We start from the raw sequence: 16,177 nt of genomic DNA, 5'->3' as shown, positions 1-16,177 counted from the left end.
GGGACAAGGCTCGCCGCAGGCGCACCCCGCCCCCTCCCGCCCCGCCCACCGAACACCGCGGCCACAAGGCCACCCCGGTATCGTGAACCCCACCCACCCCAGCCGCTCCACCGCCGCAGCGGCCGCGCACCCCGCACCGCACGAGGAGCCCGCACCACCATGGCCGACCACGCCGATCGCCCCGCCTACCCCGTCGGACTGCGCCTCAGCGGGCGCCGCGTAGTCGTCGTGGGCGGCGGCCAGGTGGCGCAGCGCCGCCTCCCCGCCCTCATCGCGGCCGGCGCCGACATCACCCTCGTATCGCCCTCCGTCACCGCCTCCGTCGAGGCGATGGCGGACGCCGGCGAGATCCGCTGGGAGCGCCGCCGGTACGCCGACGGGGACCTGGCCGACACCTGGTACGCGCTGATCGCGACCGACGACCCGGCGGCCAACGACGCCGCGTCCGCCGAAGCCGAACGCACCCGCACCTGGTGCGTCCGCAGCGACGACGCCGAGGCGGCCACCGCCTGGACCCCGGCCACCGGCCGCAGCGCCGGCGTCACCGTGGCCGTGCTCACGGCCGGCGCCCAGGGCCGCGACCCGCGCCACTCCGCCGCCGTCCGCGACGCGATCGTCGAGGGCCTGCGCACCGGCAGCATCGCCGCCCCGCACCACCGCACCCGGACCGCGGGCGTCGCCCTCGTCGGTGGCGGCCCCGGCGACCCGGACCTCATCACCGTCCGCGGCCGCCGCCTCCTCGCCGAGGCGGACGTCGTCATCGCCGACCGGCTCGGCCCGCGCGACCTGCTCGACGAACTCCCGCCGCACGTCGAGGTGATCGACGCCGCGAAGATCCCGTACGGCCGCTACATGGCCCAGGAGGCCATCAACAACGCGCTGATCGAGCACGCCAAGGCCGGCAAGGCCGTCGTCCGGCTCAAGGGCGGCGACCCGTTCGTCTTCGGCCGGGGCATGGAGGAGGCGCAGGCGCTCGCCGCCGAAGGCATCCCGTGCACCGTCGTGCCCGGCATCTCCAGCTCCATCTCGGTCCCCGGCGCCGCCGGAATCCCCGTCACCCACCGGGGCGTCGCCCACGAGTTCACCGTGGTCAGCGGCCATGTCGCCCCCGACGACGAGCGCTCGCTGGTCGACTGGGCCGCGCTGGCCCGGCTGCGCGGCACCCTGGTGCTCCTGATGGCCGTCGACAAGATCGGCGCCATCGCCCGTACGCTCGTCGAACACGGCCGGTCGCCCGAGACCCCGGTCGCCCTCGTCCAGGAAGGCACCACCGCCGCCCAGCGCCGCGTCGACGCGACCCTCGCGACGGTGGCCGAACGCGTGGTCGCCGAAGAGGTCCGCCCGCCCGCCGTCATCGTCATCGGCGACGTGGTCGAGGTCGGCCCCACCGCACCGGGCGCCGCGTAAACGACGGCACCACACCCCCGGACCACCGGCACCACCCACCGACAAGGCAGCAGCGAACCGTGGCAGAACCCATCACCGTCGAGGACCCCGACGACCCCCGGCTGAGCGACTACACCGACCTCACCGACGTCGAACTCCGGCGCAGGAAGGAACCCGCCGAGGGCCTCTTCATCGCCGAGGGCGAGAAGGTCATCCGCCGCGCCCTCCAGGCCGGGTACGCCATGCGCTCCATGCTGCTCTCCGCGAAGTGGCTCGACGTCATGGGCGACGTCATCGAGGACACCGAAGCCCCCGTCTACGCGGTCAGCCCGGAACTCGCCCAACGCGTCACCGGCTACCACGTGCACCGGGGCGCCCTCGCCTCCATGGAGCGCAAACCGCTCCCGGCCCCCGCCGACCTCCTCACGCGCGACGACGCGATCCGGCGCGTCGCCGTGTTCGAGGACATCGTGGACCACGCCAACCTGGGCGCGGCCTTCAGGAACGCCGCCGCACTCGGCGTGGACGCGGTCCTGCTCACCCCCCGCTGCGCCGACGCCTTCTACCGCAGGGCCGTCAAGGTCTCGATGGGCGCCGTCTTCCAGGTGCCGTGGACCAGGCTCACCGACTGGCCGCAGGACACCGAAGTCCTGCGCGCCGCCGGATTCACGCTCGCCGCGCTCTGCCTCAGCGACCGCGCCATCACCCTCGACGAACTCGCCGCCCGCGACGACGAAAAACTCGCCCTCGTCTTCGGCACGGAAGGCGACGGCCTCGCCCCCGCGACCCTCGCTGCGGCCGACGAACACGTCCGCATCCCGATGGACGCGGGAGTCGACTCCCTCAACGTGGCAGCGGCCTCGGCGGTGGCCTTCTACGCCACCCGCCCCCGAACCGCCTGACGCGACCGTACGGGCCTGACCGGAGCCGCCTAGCGCGGAGCCCGGTCCTGGCTGCTCTGCCCCTGCGCGTGGCCGAGGTCCACACCCAGCCCCCGGGCCGGTCCCTGACAGCCCTGGGCCGCCGCGATGCCGAGCGCCACCAGCAGCGTGACCACCACGAAGACGACGAGGCGCTGGCGCAGCAGCTTCGGATTGGCGGGACGACGGCCCGTCGACGTGGTCCTGGTCCCCGGACGGGTGCCCGGCCTGCCGTTCGTCCCGTTGGTGCCCTGGGGACGGCGGTTCGGACGGGTCCCGCGCGGCGGCTGCTGCGCCGGACGGCCGCCGCCCGTACGGACGGGGGCGGGACGGGCACCGGAGGGACGGTTCTGCGGGCGGGCACCCGGCGCGGGACCGGCCGCACGGCGCGTCTGCTGCTCCGTGTACGGACCGTCCAGCCGGCCGGTCGGCCGGTCCGCCTCGTGGGGCGAACGCTGGAGCGGCGGCCGGCTCTCGTGCAGCCCCTTGGCCTCGCGCGCCGCGATCTCCTTGAGCCGCATCGACAGCTGCAGCGTGCTCGGGCGCTCCTCCGGGTCCTTCGCCAGGCAGGCGCTCACCAGCGGCGCCAGCGCGTCGTGCACATCGAACAGCTGCGGCTCCTCGTGCACCACCCGGTAGAGCATGACCTCGGAACTGCCGTGCCCGAACGGGGAGTCCGCCATCGCCGCGTACGCCAGCGTCGCGCCGAGCGAGAACACGTCCGTCGCCGGAGTCACCGCCGCGCCCCGCACCTGCTCGGGCGCGAGGAAGCCGGGCGAGCCCACCGCCGTACCGACGTGCGTCAGCGTGGACGCGCCGGTCGCCCAGGCGATGCCGAAGTCGATGATCCGCGGGCCCTTGGGGGAGAGCAGGATGTTCGACGGCTTCAGGTCCCGGTGGACCACCCCCGCCTCGTGCACCGCGACCAGGCCCTCGGAGAGCGCCGCCCCGATCGAGGCCACCTCGGCCGCCGACAGCGGGCCCTCCTCGGCCACCTTGTCGTGCAGCGACGGGCCCGGCACATACTGCGTGGCGAACCAGGGGCGGTCCGCCTCCAGGTCCGCCGCCACCAGCCGGGCCGTGCACCCGCCCCGGATGCGCCGGGCGGCGGACACCTCGCGCGCGAACCGCGAACGGAACTCCTGATCCTCCGCCAGGTCCGGGCGGATCACCTTGAGCGCGACCCGCTGGCCGCGCCGGTCCGAACCCAGATAGACGACGCCCATACCGCCGGCCCCCAGCCGCCGGTGCAGCCTGAACGAGCCGACGACACGCGGGTCCTCGCGCCGGAGCCGCATCATCGCCATGTCTGCCCATCCCCGCTGCCTGGTACGCCTGACGAGGCACAGCTTACGTACCCGTCGCCCGGGGCGCTCAGAGGCCGCGCCCTCGCGGGAGATTCGATTGTCAGTGCCGGGTGGGAAACTTGAGGAGTGGTCAGGGAGCCGCAGATCCAGGCACTCCGGCCCGTGCGAGATCTCAAGGGTCAGTCGCAGAAGGGGGATTGGATCAGTGAAGGGCGATCGAGTCGAGATAGTCGTGGACGCCGGGGACAGCACCCGGACCTACGAGGTGGTGGCCTCCAGGGCCGGGCGCAGGGTGGAGACGGCGGTCCGCCGGGGCGTGGTCGAAGTGAGTGAAGTCACCAGGAACGGGGCCGTGGTGCGCACGGCCCGCTTCATGGCGTCCAGGGTGCTCGCCCTGGTCGAACAACCGGTGCCCCGTGAGGACGTCTCCGAGCGTCCCCTCCGGGAAGACCCCAACACCGCGTAGTCCCGTCTCCACCCAGGGGAGTACGTGAAGCGTGCACGGCTCATCCTCCGGGAGGCCCGGAATTCGGTACGCGGGCATGACGTCGCCCGCCCCCCGAATCCCTAATGTTGAGTCCAAGCGGCGGGCGTTGCACTCGTCCCCCGAGGTCACACGCCCGCCGCCCCACATCGGACCAGGAGAGGAACCATGGCGGACACGGCAGCGCGGACGATCGTCCGCACGCGGGGACGCAGGGCGTACGCCGCGTTCGGCAGCCGCCCGTCGTCCGGCCGACGTCACCCCTTGGTGGCGACGGCCATGGTCCTTCCCCTGGCGGCCCTGCTCGCAGTCGTCTTCGGCGGCTGGGAAGCGGTGGTCACACAGGCGTCGTCCGTGGGCGTGATGCTGGGGCGCTGAGCGGCGCCCCGGGTCCGGAAGAGCGGTCCGGACCGGGACATCCGGCCAACAACCCCGTGGGGACGGGGGTGCGGCGGACGGCAGCGTTTGTCCGGTCAGCTGGGGAGCTGGCCGGACATCGCGCTGCCCGGAACCCGCGAGCGGGCCGGCTCCCCACCCGCCCCACCCGCCGCGTACGCTCTGCGCGGGGCGCCGCCGCCGCTTCGGGCCGCCCGCCGGAAGGACGTCTCCGTCGCCCGGAGGACGCCCGTCTCATCGGGGGAGACCGTGAACACCGCACTCGTACGCGCGCTCGGCGATCTCGCGCACCGGGCCGCCCACCCCGACACCGGGGACGGCTGCCCCTGCCCGGCGCCCGCCGTGCTCGCCGACCGGGCCGACGGCACCGTCGTCCGCAGCGGGCCCGTCGTCGCCAAGGCGCACGCCGCCGGGACCGACACCGCCGCCCTGGCCGCCCGCCTGCGCCTCGCCGCCGACCCGGCGCAGGAGGGCGTCCTGCTGGCCCCCCTGTCGTTGCCCGCCCCGCCCGGCGCCGACCCGGCGGCCCACGGCGTCCCTCTCACCGAACTGCACGGCCGCCCCGTCACCCTGTGGCCGTACGGCGAGCCCGTCGATCCGGCCGACCCGGACGCGGCGCCCTGGGAAGAGGCCGGCGCGCTCCTGGCCCGACTGCACCGCACCGCACCGCCCCCGCCCGGCCTCCGCGGACCCCGGCTGCCCGCCATGCGCGGTCCCGTCAAGGCGGCGCTCGCCGTGGCCCGGATGCGCGCCGCCCACCCCGGCGACCCGGCCGATCCGGCCGTCGCGCCCGTGCTCGCCGCCTGGCGCGGGCTGCCCGGCTGGGCGCGGGGCGAGGCGGCCCCTCCGGCGGAGCGGGGCGGCTTCCTCTGCCACGGCGACCTGCACCTCGGCCAGCTCGTCCGTCATCCCGCTCCGGACGGCCCCTGGCTGCTCATCGACGTGGACGACACCGGCTGCGGCGACCCCGCGTGGGACCTCGCCCGGCCCGCCGCCTGGTACGCGGCCGGACTGCTGCCCCCGGAGGTCTGGCTGCGGTTCCTGGACGCCTACCGGAGCGGCGGCGGCCCCGCCGTACCGCCGGACGGCGACCCCTGGCCCGCCCTGGACGTGCCCGCCCGCGCGCTGACCGTACAGACCGCCGCGCTCGCCCGGGCGAAGTCGGCGGCGGAGGGCCGGGCTCCGGATGAGGTGGAACAGATCATGATCGACGCATGTGCCCGAATTGCCGCGCTCCCGCCCGAGTTGGCGGGCGAATACACGTCGTAGGGTGAACCGACCGCCGCCGGGCACGCATTCCGGCGGCGGCGAACCGACGGCGAGGAGAGTGAGCCCGCACATGCAGTGTCCCAAGTGCCACGCGCAGATGCACACGTACAACCGCAACGGCGTCCAGATCGAGCAGTGCAGCGGCTGCCGGGGGATATTCCTCGACTACGGCGAGCTGGAGACGCTGACCCGCCTCGAAGCGCAGTGGTCGCAGCAGGCCCCGCCGCCCGCCCCGCCGCAGGCGTACCCCGCCGCCCCCGCCCCGGCCTGGGGCGCCCCGCACCACGGCGGCCACCACGGCCACTACCGGCAGAAGAGCTTCGGCCGCATGCTCTTCTCCTCCTGAGTGCGACCGGCGGGCCCCGGCTCCCGAGCCGGCGGCCCGCCCCGCAGCCCGTGCGCGAGCACGACGAAGCCCCGGTCGCCGAGACGACCGGGGCTTCGTGACAGTGCGCGATACTGGGATTGAACCAGTGACCTCTTCCGTGTCAGGGAAGCGCTCTCCCGCTGAGCTAATCGCGCAGGGCGAACCTGTGTGTACTACGTGCGCGATACTGGGATTGAACCAGTGACCTCTTCCGTGTCAGGGAAGCGCTCTCCCGCTGAGCTAATCGCGCGGGCGATCCATCAGGACCAGCGGTCCTCGCGGACCAGTGGACGATACTGGGATTGAACCAGTGACCTCTTCCGTGTCAGGGAAGCGCTCTCCCGCTGAGCTAATCGTCCTTGGAGGTGGAGACGGGATTTGAACCCGTGTAGACGGCTTTGCAGGCCGTTGCCTCGCCTCTCGGCCACTCCACCAGGGGTGAGGAGTCCGGGAAAGATCCCCCACCTTCTGCGAGCGGACGACCAGGTTCGAACTGGCGACCTCAACCTTGGCAAGGTTGCGCTCTACCAACTGAGCTACGTCCGCTTGTCATTCCCGGTTCGCTTGCGCGTCCCGGTGACGTGTTGAACTCTAGCGGATTCCGGGGCCAGTACAAAAACGCGTTTGCGCAGCGTGCTGAGGTCACCCGCCCCCGGCGCGGGTCACCCCGTGCCGTCCTACACTCGCGGACGTGCACGACCTCGCTCCCATGGCCCGCTTCGGCGGCCTCGTCGCCTCCGGTCTGCGGGACGTGACGACCGATCCCGCCGCCCTCGACTCGTCCGGCTTCTGGGCCGTCTGCGCGGGTTTCGAGGGCTCCCTGCTCTGCGCCCGCTTCGACACCGTGCGCCCCGCCGCCGTGCCCGCCCCGGTCCCCGGCGCCTGGCGCGGCCCCGCCGCAGGCGACTGGACCTCCTCGCTCGACCGGGACGCGTACACCGAGGGTGTGCGCCGCATCCGTACGTACATCGCGGCCGGCGAGGTCTACCAGGCGAACCTCTGCCGGGTGCTGAGCGCCCCGCTGCCCGGCCGGGAGCACGCGGACGTGGACGCCCTCACCGCGCTGCTGGCGCGCGGCAACCCCGCCCCGTACGCAGGAACGATTCGGCTGCCCGCGCACGGCGTCGAGATCGCCACCGCATCGCCGGAGCTCTTCCTGCGCCGGGACGGCCGTACCGTCGAGTCCGGGCCGATCAAGGGCACCGGGCGCACCGAGGACGACCTGCTGGAGAAGGACTACGCCGAGAACGTGATGATCGTGGACCTGGTCCGCAACGACCTGGGCCGGGTCTGCGCCACCGGATCGGTCACCGTCCCCGACCTGTGCGCCGTCGAGAAGCACCCCGGCCTCGTCCACCTCGTCTCCACCGTGCGCGGCCGGCTCGCCGACGACGCCGGCTGGCCGGAGATCCTGGCCGCAGCCTTCCCGCCCGGCTCGGTCACCGGCGCCCCCAAGTCGAGCGCGCTGCGGATCATCGGCGAACTGGAGACCGCCCCGCGCGGCCCGTACTGCGGGGGCATCGGCTGGGTGGACGCCGACCGCTCCACCGCCTCGCTCGCCGTGGGCATCCGCACCTTCTGGACCGACCGCACCGGACCTGCTCCGGTCCTGCGCTTCGGCACCGGGGCGGGCATCACCTGGGGCTCCGACCCGGAACGGGAGTGGGCGGAAACCGAACTGAAGGCGTCCGTACTGCTGGCCCTGGCCTCTGCCCCATAAAGCCGTAAAAGCGGGTGACGGACCCCCGAACGGGGGATAGAAACCTACTGATGACGACGACACTGCGGCCGACCGGGCCGATCCAGTCAGGCGCCGACGGCGCACAGCGACGCGCGTACGACATCTGCGACAACGGCCGCCCCGTCGGCTTCCTCGCGCTCGCCGTCGAAGCGGGAGCGGGCGGCTCGACCGGCCTGATCACGGAACTGCGCGTCGACGAGGCGGTCCGCAGGCGCGGCCGGGGCACCATCGCCGTGCTGGCCGCCGAGGAGATCCTGCGCGGCTGGGGCTGCGCCCTGGTGTGCGCGGAGGTGCCCGCGGACGACACCGTGGGCCTGCGGATGGCCAGCGCCCTCGGCTACACCGAACGCAGCCGCAACATGCTCAAGACGCTGCCCGCCGAACCCCCGGCCCTGCCGGACGGCCTCGTCGCCCGCCCGATGACCCCCGCGCAGTTCACCGTCTGGTCGGAGAAGGCGATAGGGATGTACGCGGGCAGTCTGGTGAGCCGCGGCATCCCGCGCGAGGTGGCCCACGAGGCGGCCCGCGCCTCCCACGCCCGCCATCTCCCGGACGGCCTCGCCACCGCGGGGGCACGGTTCGACCTGCTGTTCCGCGCGGACGGCGGCGAATCGGTCGGTGACATCTGGGAGTCGATCTTCGAGATGCACCCCGGCCTGGTGATCGGCTACGTCTTCAACGTGGAGGTGGCGCCGGAGCAGCGGGGGAGGGGCTACGGGCGGGCCCTGATGCTCCAGGCCGAGCGGATGGCCCTGGCGGCCGGCGAGACGAGGATCGGACTGCACGTCATCACCTCCAACACCCCGGCGCTCAGGCTGTACGAGTCCCTCGGCTACGAGCCGACCCAGTACAACTTCTCCAAGGAGCTCTAGGGGCCCGCCCCTTTCGGGCCTAACCGGCCAGGAGCCGGTCGGCGATCTCCTCGATGCGCTCGCGCAGCCCCTCCTGGCTCTTGCCGCCGTCCAGGCGCTCCCCGCCGATCACATACGTCGGCGTGCCGGTCACCCCGATCGCCTTGCCCTCGGCCTGGTCCGCGTCCACGATCAGCATGTGCCGGCCGTCGATCAGCGCGGTGTCGAACTCCTCGGCGTCCAGCCCCAGTTCACCGGCCACCTCGACCAGTAGCTTCTCGCCGCGCGCCGCGAGGTCGCCGGTGCGTGCGAGGACCGCCTCGATGTAGGGCCAGGCGTCGCCCTGCGCCATCGCCTCCTCGGCGGCCTGCGCGGCGGCGTACGCGTGCTTGTGCTTCTCCAGCGGGAAGTGGCGCAGCCGCACCTCGATCCGGTCTCCGTAGCGGGCGCGCAGGGCGGCCACATCGGTGAGGGCGTGGTGGCAGTCGGGGCACTGGAGCTCGCACCAGAAGTCGAGGACGACCGGTGCCGAGGGGGAGGAATCGCTCATGGGCCCAGTCTCGCAGGACGGACGGCCCCCGTTCCCCCTGCCCCGCCTCCTCCCGGCGGCACCGCTCGTACGGCACCTGGGGAGGAGCCCGGCCCCTGAGATGTCCCTGATACGGGCCCCGGGCATGGCCGCCCGGCCGGTGCCCGGTGCAGGATGGAAGGGACGTATCCCCTGCGCCAGGAGGCACCGATGCTTGCCGAGACCATCTGTTCCGCGGTGTCCGCGGCGGGCCTGGGCATCGCGGCCGTCACCGCCTACCGCAAGCGGTTCCTCGCGGCGACGAGGATCGCCGCCTACTCGCTGGTGCCGATCGGGCTGGTGCTGGTCGGGGCCGTGGAGTGGGTGTGGGACATCGCCTTCAAGCCGAGCGTCTGGCTGGGCTTCGGCCTGCTGGGCGCCGCCTGGCTGCTGTTCATGATCACGCGCGCGGTCGAGCGCCGGGGGGCCGGCACCCGCAAGGAGCGCCGGGCGGCCGCACGGGCCGCGCGCGCCGAAGCCGTGGCCCCGGCGGCTTCGGCCCCCTCGCTGGGCGCCGGAGCCCCGGCCGCGGGCGGCAGGACGAAGAGCAAGCCGCAGAAGCAGTCGGCCGGCGCCGGCGACGACTTCAGCGACATCGAGGCCATTCTCAAGAAGCACGGCATCTGAGACCGGGGGGCCGAAGGCTCCGCCGAGCCCCGAGCCCGAGCCCCGAGCCCGAGCCCCGAGCCCCGAGCCCGAGCCCCGAGCCCGCCGCGTCCGCGCGGCGGGCTCATGCCGTCTCACCAGGTGAATCGTTCGGTCGGGAGCCCTTGACCCTGCCTCGCGCGGCCGCATAGCGTCCCGCTGCGCCACGCGCCCAGGCCCTCGTGTCACGGGGCCGCAACCGCCCGCCCGAAACGGAGAACCCATGGCCCTGTTCGACCTGCCCCTGAACCAACTGCGCGGCTACCGCCCGGAGCTCGACGAGCCGGCGGACTTCGACGCGTTTTGGGAGCGCTCCCTCGACGAGGCCGCCGCTCACCCGCTGGACGCCGTGTTCGACCCCTACGACGCCGCGCTGAGCACGGTCGACTCGTACGACGTGTCGTTCGCGGGCTGGGGCGGCCACCGGATACGCGCCTGGCTGCTGGTGCCCGCGGGCGCCGAGGGCCCGCTGCCCACCGTCGTGCACTACCTCGGCTACGGCGGCGGGCGCGGGCTGCCGATCGACCACCTCGTGTGGCCCGCCGCCGGCTGGGCCGCCCTGGTCATGGACACTCGGGGCCAGGGAGCCGTCAACCACCACTCGGCGGGCGGGACGCCGGACCCGCACGGCGCGGCCAACCCGCAGGCGCCGGGGTTCATGACCAACGGCATCCTGGACCCGGAGACGTACTACTACCGCCGGGTCTTCACCGACGCGGTGCGCGCCGTCGAGGTCGCCCGAAGCCACCCGTCCGTCGACTCCGACCGGATCGTGGTGAACGGGGCCAGCCAGGGCGGCGGCATCGCCCAGGCGGTGGCGGCCCTCAGCCCGCACGTGAAGGCCGCGTTCATCGACGTACCGTTCCTGACGCACTTCCGGCGGGCCGTCGAGATCACCGACGAGGACCCGTACCAGGAGATCGTCAGGTTCCTGGCCACCCGGCACGACGCGCAGGCGCGGGTGTTCCGCACCCTGGCGTACTTCGACGGCGTCAGCTTCGCCGCGCGGGGGACCGTGCCGGCGCTCTACTCGGTCGCCCTGATGGACGCCATCTGCCCGCCGTCCACGGTCTTCGCCGCCTACAACCACTGGGCGGGGCCCAAGGAGATCGAGGTCTACCCCTGGAACGGCCACGAGGGCGGCACCGGGGTGCACCGCGCGGCCCAGCTGCGGAAGCTGCGCGAACTGCGCTGAGCCGGGCGGCCCGCCGAGGGGGCGGGGAAAGGGGCGCGGGGGAGCGGGCTGCGGGGGAGCGGGTCCGAAAACGTTCTGGGCGATCGGACACCGGAGCGATTAAGAATGCCCCCGTGACGGGTGAACTCCCGTCGTGAAGAGGCAGGTTGGTCATCAGCACACCTCGGACTGCGTCATGATCGTCCCGAAATGGTGGACACCTCTCGGGGCGACGCCCCCGCACCCCCCGGCGAAGAGCCGCGCGGCTGTCTCTACGCGCTCTCCCAGCCCCCTCTGATGATCTTCCTCTCGGTCATCGGCACCCTGCTGCTGATGGCCGCGGTGCACGATCTCTTCATGCTGTGAGCGGTCAGCCGGCCGCTTCCCTGCGGCGTGCCCGGTACGCGGCCACATGCAGGCGATTACCGCAGGTGCGGCTGGAGCAGTAGCGGCGGGAGCGGTTGCGGGACAGATCGACGAAGGCGTGCCGGCAGTCCGGCGCCTCGCACCGCCGCAGCCGCTCCGTCTCGCCCGCCACGATGATGAAGGCGAGGGCCATGCCGCAGTCGGCCGCCAGGTGGTCGGCCAGCGAGGCGTCCGGCGAGAAGTAGTGCACATGCCAGTCGTAGCCGTCGTGGGCGGTGAGCTGCGGCGTGGTGCCGGCCGCCGCCACCAGGGCGTTGACCAGTCCGGCGGCGGTCCGCGCGTCCTCGGCCGCGAAGACCTCGGCGAACCGCGCCCGCACCCGGTGCACGGCCCGCAGGTCCTTCTCGTCGAGCGCGCCGACCCCGCTCACCCGATGGCGGGCGGCGAAGGCGTGGAGTGCCCCGATGTCGGCGAGCCCGTCGGCAGCCGCGCCCCCTTCCGGCTCGCTCTCCGGGGCGGTGTTCACCAGATCGACCACTACGTCGAGGGCGATCCGGGTGTCGTGAGGGATCAGCACGCTTTCGCTCCCTGGCCTCCCGCGGGCGGGCGCCCGCCGATGCCGTTCGACTCTACTGGCTCGCCGGGGGCGCACAGAGGTGTACGGGGGCGTGCGCGGTCCCACGCGAGCGCCGGGGGCCGGGGCGCGGGGCCGGAGACGCGGACCGGCGCCGGTCACCGCGGTGGTTTCCGCGGTCACCGGCGCCGGTGTCAGCCGTATGAGGTTGTCCGCGCGACGCCGTCTCCCCGAGTCGGACGGCGGCGTGCGGCTCCCGGCCCTGGCTCAGTTCTCGGCCAGGATGTGGGAGAGCTCCGTATCGAGGTCGAAGTGGCGGTGTTCGGTGCCCGGTGGAACCGCGGCGTCGGTCCGCTTCAGGAACGACTCCAGGGCCCGCGCCGGGGCCTCGAGCAGTGCCTCGCCCTCCGGGGAGCTCAGCGCGATGCAGACGACGCCCTGGCCGTGACTACGGGATGGCCAGACGCGGACGTCGCCGGTGCCGGTGGGCCGGTGCAGCCCCTCGGCAAGGAGGTCGCGGGCGAAAACCCACTCGACCGTCTCCTCCGCTCCGGTGTGGAAGGTGGCGTGCACGGCATACGGATCGGCCGTGTCATACCGCAGGCCCGCGGGTACAGGCAGTGAGGACTCGCTCGACACAACGAGGCGCAGGTGCAGCTCGCAGCTGACCGTGGTGTTCATAAGCGCCAGGGCCTTTCGCTCAGTGTGCGCTCGGGGATTCGCACGTCGGCGAAATCGACATGCCACCTACGGTGGCGTTGTAAACCCCTCTGACCGTTTTGTGTCTCTTCGGGTAGCTCGTACAGCGGTGTGTAACTTTGCGTCATGCGGCCATTCCAGTGACACGAGGCCGTCCGGTAAGTTGGCTCCATGCATGCGGAGAGTGACGAGCGGGACGGAGTCGCCCCAGCGGCGAAGCCGGATTCCGAGGCGGGGCAGGCGCCCCGCGACGCGACGGGGGACGTCATACCGGGAGTGACCAAGGAGGACCCGCCGCTCGGCTCCAGAGCGCCGGGCTTCATCAAGGCCTCCAGAGCGCTGCACCTGAGCTGGCAGGCCGGCGTCTTCGTGGTGGGCCTCGCCGTGGTGGTGGCGGGCATCATCATGCTGCCGCTGCCGGGCCCCGGCTGGCTGGTGATCTTCGGCGGTATGGCGATCTGGGCGACCGAGTTCGTCTGGGCCCAGCTGGTGCTGCGCTGGACCCGGCGCAAGGTCACCGAGGCCGCCCAGCGCGCCCTCGACCCCAAGGTCCGGCGCCGCAACATCATCCTCACGGTCACCGGACTCGTGATCATCGCGGTGCTCGTCGGGATCTACGTCTGGAAGTTCGGGATCGTCATGCCGTGGAAGATCCACGAGTGATCCCGAGGTGGTCGGGGGGCACCGCTGACATGCGGTAATGTTTGCGGTGCGCCGGGGCGATTAGCTCAGTGGGAGAGCGCTTCGTTCACACCGAAGAGGTCACTGGTTCGAACCCAGTATCGCCCACCCGGACCGAGGGCCCGGAAGCCGTTAGAGGCTTCCGGGCCCTCGGCGTTCCCGCCCAGTCACCGCATCCGGCCCAGCGCCTCCCGCAGCCGCCGGGCATCCCGCAGCCGCCTCTCGTACGTCGCCCCCACCGCCAGCAGCAGCGCCCCCGCCAGCGCCGGCACCACCCAGCGCGGCAGCGCCCCCGCCACCTGCACCACGTACGGCGCCAGCTCGTGCAGCGCGTCCAGCGCCAGCACCGCACCGCCCAGCACCAGCAGCGCCTGCAGCCGCAGCCGCGCCCCCACCAGCGTCACCACCAGGGCCGCGAGCCCCAGCAGCAGCGGACGCGTCCAGTGCGGGTCCGTCCAGGCCGCGCCGAGCGACGGCACCAGCGTCACCGCCAGACCCGCCCCGTACGCCGCCCACGACGAGGCCGCCGGATCGCGCCGCCGACGCAGCACCCCGACCACCAGCGCCGGCACCGTCACCGGCAGCGTGTACGCCTCCGGCGCCGACACCCCCGCCACCGAGAGCCGCACCCAGGCCGCCAGGACGAACAGCCCCGTCGCGAGATACCCGGCGAACGGGCGCCGCTCCGCACGCAGCGCCGTCCCCGCCGCCAGCACCCCGCACAGCGCCAGCACCAGCGCCAGGAACCGCGCGTCGCCCACCGCCATCGCCACGGACACCGCGGCCACCGCCGCACCCGTCAGCTCGACCGGCAGCGCCACCGCGTGCCCCTTCAACCGGGCGCCCAGCAGCACCGTCGCCGCCGGGACCACCAGCAGCAGCGGAGCCGTCTCGAACACCGTCCACCCCAGCGACGCCCCCAGCGCGCCCACCGGCACCCCGGCGCACACCACCGCCGCACAGGCCGCCGCCGACACCACCACCGGCGACACCCCGACCCGGCCGTCCAGGGCGACCGCCAGCGCCGCGAACACCACCAGCAGCAGCCCGGACACCGTGTACGTGCCCGCCTCCGTCGCCAGCGACAGCAACCCCGCACCCAGCGCACCGGCCGCCCCGACCACCGCGGCCGTCACCGCCACACCCCGCGCACCCGCCCGCAGCGCGGCCACCGCCAGGGCGAAGGACGCCACCACCAGCACCAGCCACACCGCCAGGGCCGCCGCGAACGACAGATCCAGCGCCACCGGCAGCACCAGCAGCCCCGACCAGCCCGACGCCACCGCCACCGAAGCCGCCGCACCGCGCCAGGCCGGACCCGCCACCAACGCCGGACCCGCCCACCCGAGCAGCCCGTCCCACCACCGGTACGCCGCACCCAGCGCCACCGCCACCAGCAGCAGCACCACCGGCGCGTACGCCATCTCCGACCACGGCAGCTCCACCGCGCCCACCGCGCCCCGTGCCCCGTCACGCGGAACCCCGGACCACACCCCGCCGAGCCGCGACACCGGACCCACCGCGACCACCGTCACCGGCGGCAGCGACACCAGCACCGAACCCGCGACCACCGCACCCGAGGCCCACCCGAGCCCACGCCCCACCGAAACCCCCAGCGGAGCCCGGACCCCGAGCAGCAGCACCCCGCCGCACAGCAGATACGCGAGCACCGACCACCCGTCCGTCGGCCCGGCCGCGGGCACCCCGCCCACCGCCGCGACCGCCGCCAGACCGGCCACCACGCCACCGGCCACCGCGAACGCCGCCGGAGCCTTCCGGGCCCCCGCCAGCGCCGCCGCCGCACCCGCCAGCAGCAGCGCCCCCGGCACCACCGCCCCCGCGGGACCGTCCGCCGTCAGCGACTTCACCAGCGCCACCAGCAGCCCGGACCCACCCGTCACACACAGCGCGACAAACGCCGTGACCCGCACCGGAACCCGGCCGGCCGACAGTGCCACCGCGCCGTCCAGCACCGCCGTCACCAGCAGCGCCGCCGCGAACCACAGCGGTCCCGCGTCCGCCGCCCACGCCCACAGCACCAACGGCAGCTGCGCCGAGCACACCGCCAGCGGCAACGGCAGCCGCAACCGGTCCAGCAGCAGCCCGTAGGCCCCCCACAGCACCGCGAGCACCGCCGCCGCGGCCGCCGTGTACCCCGCACCGTCCGCGTCCGGCACCGCCACCTCGTACACCGCGTACGCGTCGAGCACCATCAGCACCGACGCCAGCGCCGCCAGCGCCTCCGCCGTCGACGACAGCCCCCGCCGCAGCAGCACCACCGGCGTCAGCAGCGCCCCGGCCGTCACCACGGTCAGCACCGCGCTGCGCCCGCCGATGCCCATGTCGCCCCAGCTCACCAGCGTGAACGCCAGCGCCGCCACCGTCAGCAGCAGCCCGCCGAGCACCAGCAGCACGTTCTGCGCACTGGGCGCCGAGGCCCGCGGCGGACCGAACCCGCCCGCCGCCGCCGGACCGGCCGGCGGGCCCCACGGGGCGGCCGGACCCCACGGCGCCACCGGGCCCCGCCCCGGAGGCGGACCCCACGGCGCCGGACCGGCGGCGGGCGCGGCGGCAGCGGCCCCGAGCGCCCGCACCAGCCAGGCACGCCGGGTCAGCAGCTGTGCCCGGCGGGCGTCGAGTCGGGCCAGTTCACGATCGAGGAGCGCCAGTTCCTCGGCGGGCGGCGGCACATGTTCCATGGCCGCGAGTGTGCTGCGCGCCACGGCCGGGGGACATGCGCACAGGTACT

Annotated in this window: 17 protein-coding genes and 6 tRNA genes; 13 read left to right on the top strand and 10 right to left on the bottom strand. The window is 73.9% G+C overall.

Going from position 1 to position 16,177, the window contains the following annotated elements; genetic code table 11:
- Positions 1-159: 159 nt before the first annotated feature.
- Together cobA and OG710_RS03755 are read left to right on the top strand one after the other, a co-directional pair.
- Positions 160-1,407 (top strand): uroporphyrinogen-III C-methyltransferase, encoded by a 1,248-nt coding sequence (gene cobA / locus OG710_RS03760; RefSeq protein WP_330238066.1) that lies wholly within the window; start codon positions 160-162, stop codon positions 1,405-1,407.
- Positions 1,408-1,466: 59 nt separating this feature from the next.
- The gene (locus tag OG710_RS03755) at positions 1,467-2,288 is read left to right on the top strand and encodes a TrmH family RNA methyltransferase (RefSeq protein ID WP_330238065.1); all 822 of its coding nucleotides are present in this window, start codon (positions 1,467-1,469) and stop codon (positions 2,286-2,288) included.
- A gap of 29 nt (positions 2,289-2,317) precedes the next feature.
- On the opposite strand, the gene OG710_RS03750 is transcribed toward OG710_RS03755, so the two are convergent.
- Positions 2,318-3,613 carry a serine/threonine-protein kinase gene (locus tag OG710_RS03750; protein WP_111333879.1) on the bottom strand — a complete coding sequence of 432 codons (1,296 nt, stop codon included), beginning with the start codon at positions 3,611-3,613 and terminating at the stop codon, positions 2,318-2,320.
- 205 nt (positions 3,614-3,818) lie between these two features.
- On the opposite strand from OG710_RS03750, the gene OG710_RS03745 reads away from it, so the two are divergent.
- From OG710_RS03745 to OG710_RS03730, 4 genes are all read left to right on the top strand, one after another.
- Complete coding sequence (locus OG710_RS03745) at positions 3,819-4,079, top strand: hypothetical protein (protein ID WP_330238064.1); 261 nt, start codon at positions 3,819-3,821, stop codon at positions 4,077-4,079.
- Positions 4,080-4,265: 186 nt separating this feature from the next.
- Positions 4,266-4,475 (top strand): hypothetical protein, encoded by a 210-nt coding sequence (locus tag OG710_RS03740; protein ID WP_111333880.1) that lies wholly within the window; start codon positions 4,266-4,268, stop codon positions 4,473-4,475.
- A gap of 267 nt (positions 4,476-4,742) precedes the next feature.
- The gene (locus OG710_RS03735) at positions 4,743-5,762 is read left to right on the top strand and encodes an aminoglycoside phosphotransferase family protein (protein ID WP_330238063.1); all 1,020 of its coding nucleotides are present in this window, start codon (positions 4,743-4,745) and stop codon (positions 5,760-5,762) included.
- A gap of 70 nt (positions 5,763-5,832) precedes the next feature.
- Positions 5,833-6,108 carry a TFIIB-type zinc ribbon-containing protein gene (locus OG710_RS03730; RefSeq protein WP_330238062.1) on the top strand — a complete coding sequence of 92 codons (276 nt, stop codon included), beginning with the start codon at positions 5,833-5,835 and terminating at the stop codon, positions 6,106-6,108.
- A 104-nt stretch (positions 6,109-6,212) separates the two neighbouring features.
- On the opposite strand, the gene OG710_RS03725 is transcribed toward OG710_RS03730, so the two are convergent.
- The 5 genes from OG710_RS03725 to OG710_RS03705 all read right to left on the bottom strand — a co-directional run bounded on the left by OG710_RS03725 (position 6,213) and on the right by OG710_RS03705 (position 6,675).
- Positions 6,213-6,284, bottom strand: a tRNA-Val gene (locus OG710_RS03725).
- Between the two features lie 23 nt (positions 6,285-6,307).
- A tRNA-Val gene (locus OG710_RS03720) sits at positions 6,308-6,379 on the bottom strand.
- Between the two features lie 37 nt (positions 6,380-6,416).
- Positions 6,417-6,488, bottom strand: a tRNA-Val gene (locus OG710_RS03715).
- 1 nt (position 6,489) lies between these two features.
- Positions 6,490-6,563: transfer RNA gene (locus OG710_RS03710), tRNA-Cys, on the bottom strand.
- Between the two features lie 39 nt (positions 6,564-6,602).
- Positions 6,603-6,675 (bottom strand) — tRNA-Gly (locus tag OG710_RS03705).
- Between the two features lie 163 nt (positions 6,676-6,838).
- Between OG710_RS03705 and OG710_RS03700 the strand changes: the two genes are divergently transcribed.
- Both OG710_RS03700 and OG710_RS03695 read left to right on the top strand, forming a co-directional pair.
- Positions 6,839-7,849 (top strand): chorismate-binding protein, encoded by a 1,011-nt coding sequence (locus OG710_RS03700; RefSeq protein WP_330242145.1) that lies wholly within the window; start codon positions 6,839-6,841, stop codon positions 7,847-7,849.
- 50 nt (positions 7,850-7,899) lie between these two features.
- Complete coding sequence (locus OG710_RS03695) at positions 7,900-8,742, top strand: GNAT family N-acetyltransferase (RefSeq protein ID WP_330238061.1); 843 nt, start codon at positions 7,900-7,902, stop codon at positions 8,740-8,742.
- 19 nt (positions 8,743-8,761) lie between these two features.
- On the opposite strand, the gene OG710_RS03690 is transcribed toward OG710_RS03695, so the two are convergent.
- A complete protein-coding gene (locus tag OG710_RS03690) occupies positions 8,762-9,271 on the bottom strand; it encodes a DsbA family protein (RefSeq protein WP_330238060.1) in 510 nt (169 codons plus the stop codon).
- 189 nt (positions 9,272-9,460) lie between these two features.
- Here OG710_RS03690 and OG710_RS03685 point away from each other — a divergent pair, with 189 nt between their 5' ends.
- The 3 genes from OG710_RS03685 (at position 9,461) to OG710_RS03675 (ending at position 11,474) form a co-directional block, all read left to right on the top strand.
- A complete protein-coding gene (locus OG710_RS03685) occupies positions 9,461-9,916 on the top strand; it encodes a hypothetical protein (RefSeq protein WP_199563764.1) in 456 nt (151 codons plus the stop codon).
- Positions 9,917-10,157: 241 nt separating this feature from the next.
- Positions 10,158-11,129 (top strand): acetylxylan esterase, encoded by a 972-nt coding sequence (locus OG710_RS03680; protein ID WP_330238059.1) that lies wholly within the window; start codon positions 10,158-10,160, stop codon positions 11,127-11,129.
- Positions 11,130-11,318: 189 nt separating this feature from the next.
- Complete coding sequence (locus OG710_RS03675) at positions 11,319-11,474, top strand: hypothetical protein (RefSeq protein ID WP_199563763.1); 156 nt, start codon at positions 11,319-11,321, stop codon at positions 11,472-11,474.
- Between the two features lie 4 nt (positions 11,475-11,478).
- Here OG710_RS03675 and OG710_RS03670 read toward each other — a convergent pair whose 3' ends face one another.
- Both OG710_RS03670 and OG710_RS03665 read right to left on the bottom strand, forming a co-directional pair.
- Entirely contained in the window at positions 11,479-12,051 is a 573-nt protein-coding gene (locus OG710_RS03670) for a CGNR zinc finger domain-containing protein (protein ID WP_330238058.1), read from the bottom strand.
- Between the two features lie 264 nt (positions 12,052-12,315).
- Positions 12,316-12,729: an SsgA family sporulation/cell division regulator gene (locus tag OG710_RS03665; protein ID WP_003987206.1), complete on the bottom strand. Its 414-nt coding sequence runs from the start codon at positions 12,727-12,729 to the stop codon at positions 12,316-12,318.
- Between the two features lie 189 nt (positions 12,730-12,918).
- On the opposite strand from OG710_RS03665, the gene OG710_RS03660 reads away from it, so the two are divergent.
- Both OG710_RS03660 and OG710_RS03655 read left to right on the top strand, forming a co-directional pair.
- Positions 12,919-13,410 (top strand): TIGR02611 family protein, encoded by a 492-nt coding sequence (locus OG710_RS03660; RefSeq protein ID WP_330238057.1) that lies wholly within the window; start codon positions 12,919-12,921, stop codon positions 13,408-13,410.
- 54 nt (positions 13,411-13,464) lie between these two features.
- Positions 13,465-13,536, top strand: a tRNA-Val gene (locus OG710_RS03655).
- A gap of 59 nt (positions 13,537-13,595) precedes the next feature.
- Here OG710_RS03655 and OG710_RS03650 read toward each other — a convergent pair.
- A complete protein-coding gene (locus tag OG710_RS03650) occupies positions 13,596-16,127 on the bottom strand; it encodes an SCO7613 C-terminal domain-containing membrane protein (RefSeq protein WP_330238056.1) in 2,532 nt (843 codons plus the stop codon).
- Positions 16,128-16,177: the final 50 nt, after the last annotated feature.

The sequence above is a fragment of the Streptomyces sp. NBC_00525 genome, from assembly GCF_036346595.1.
GTDB lineage: Bacteria > Actinomycetota > Actinomycetes > Streptomycetales > Streptomycetaceae > Streptomyces.
The sequence above is the reverse complement of the archived record's forward strand: the minus strand, read 5'-3'. Positions and strand labels throughout refer to the sequence as shown.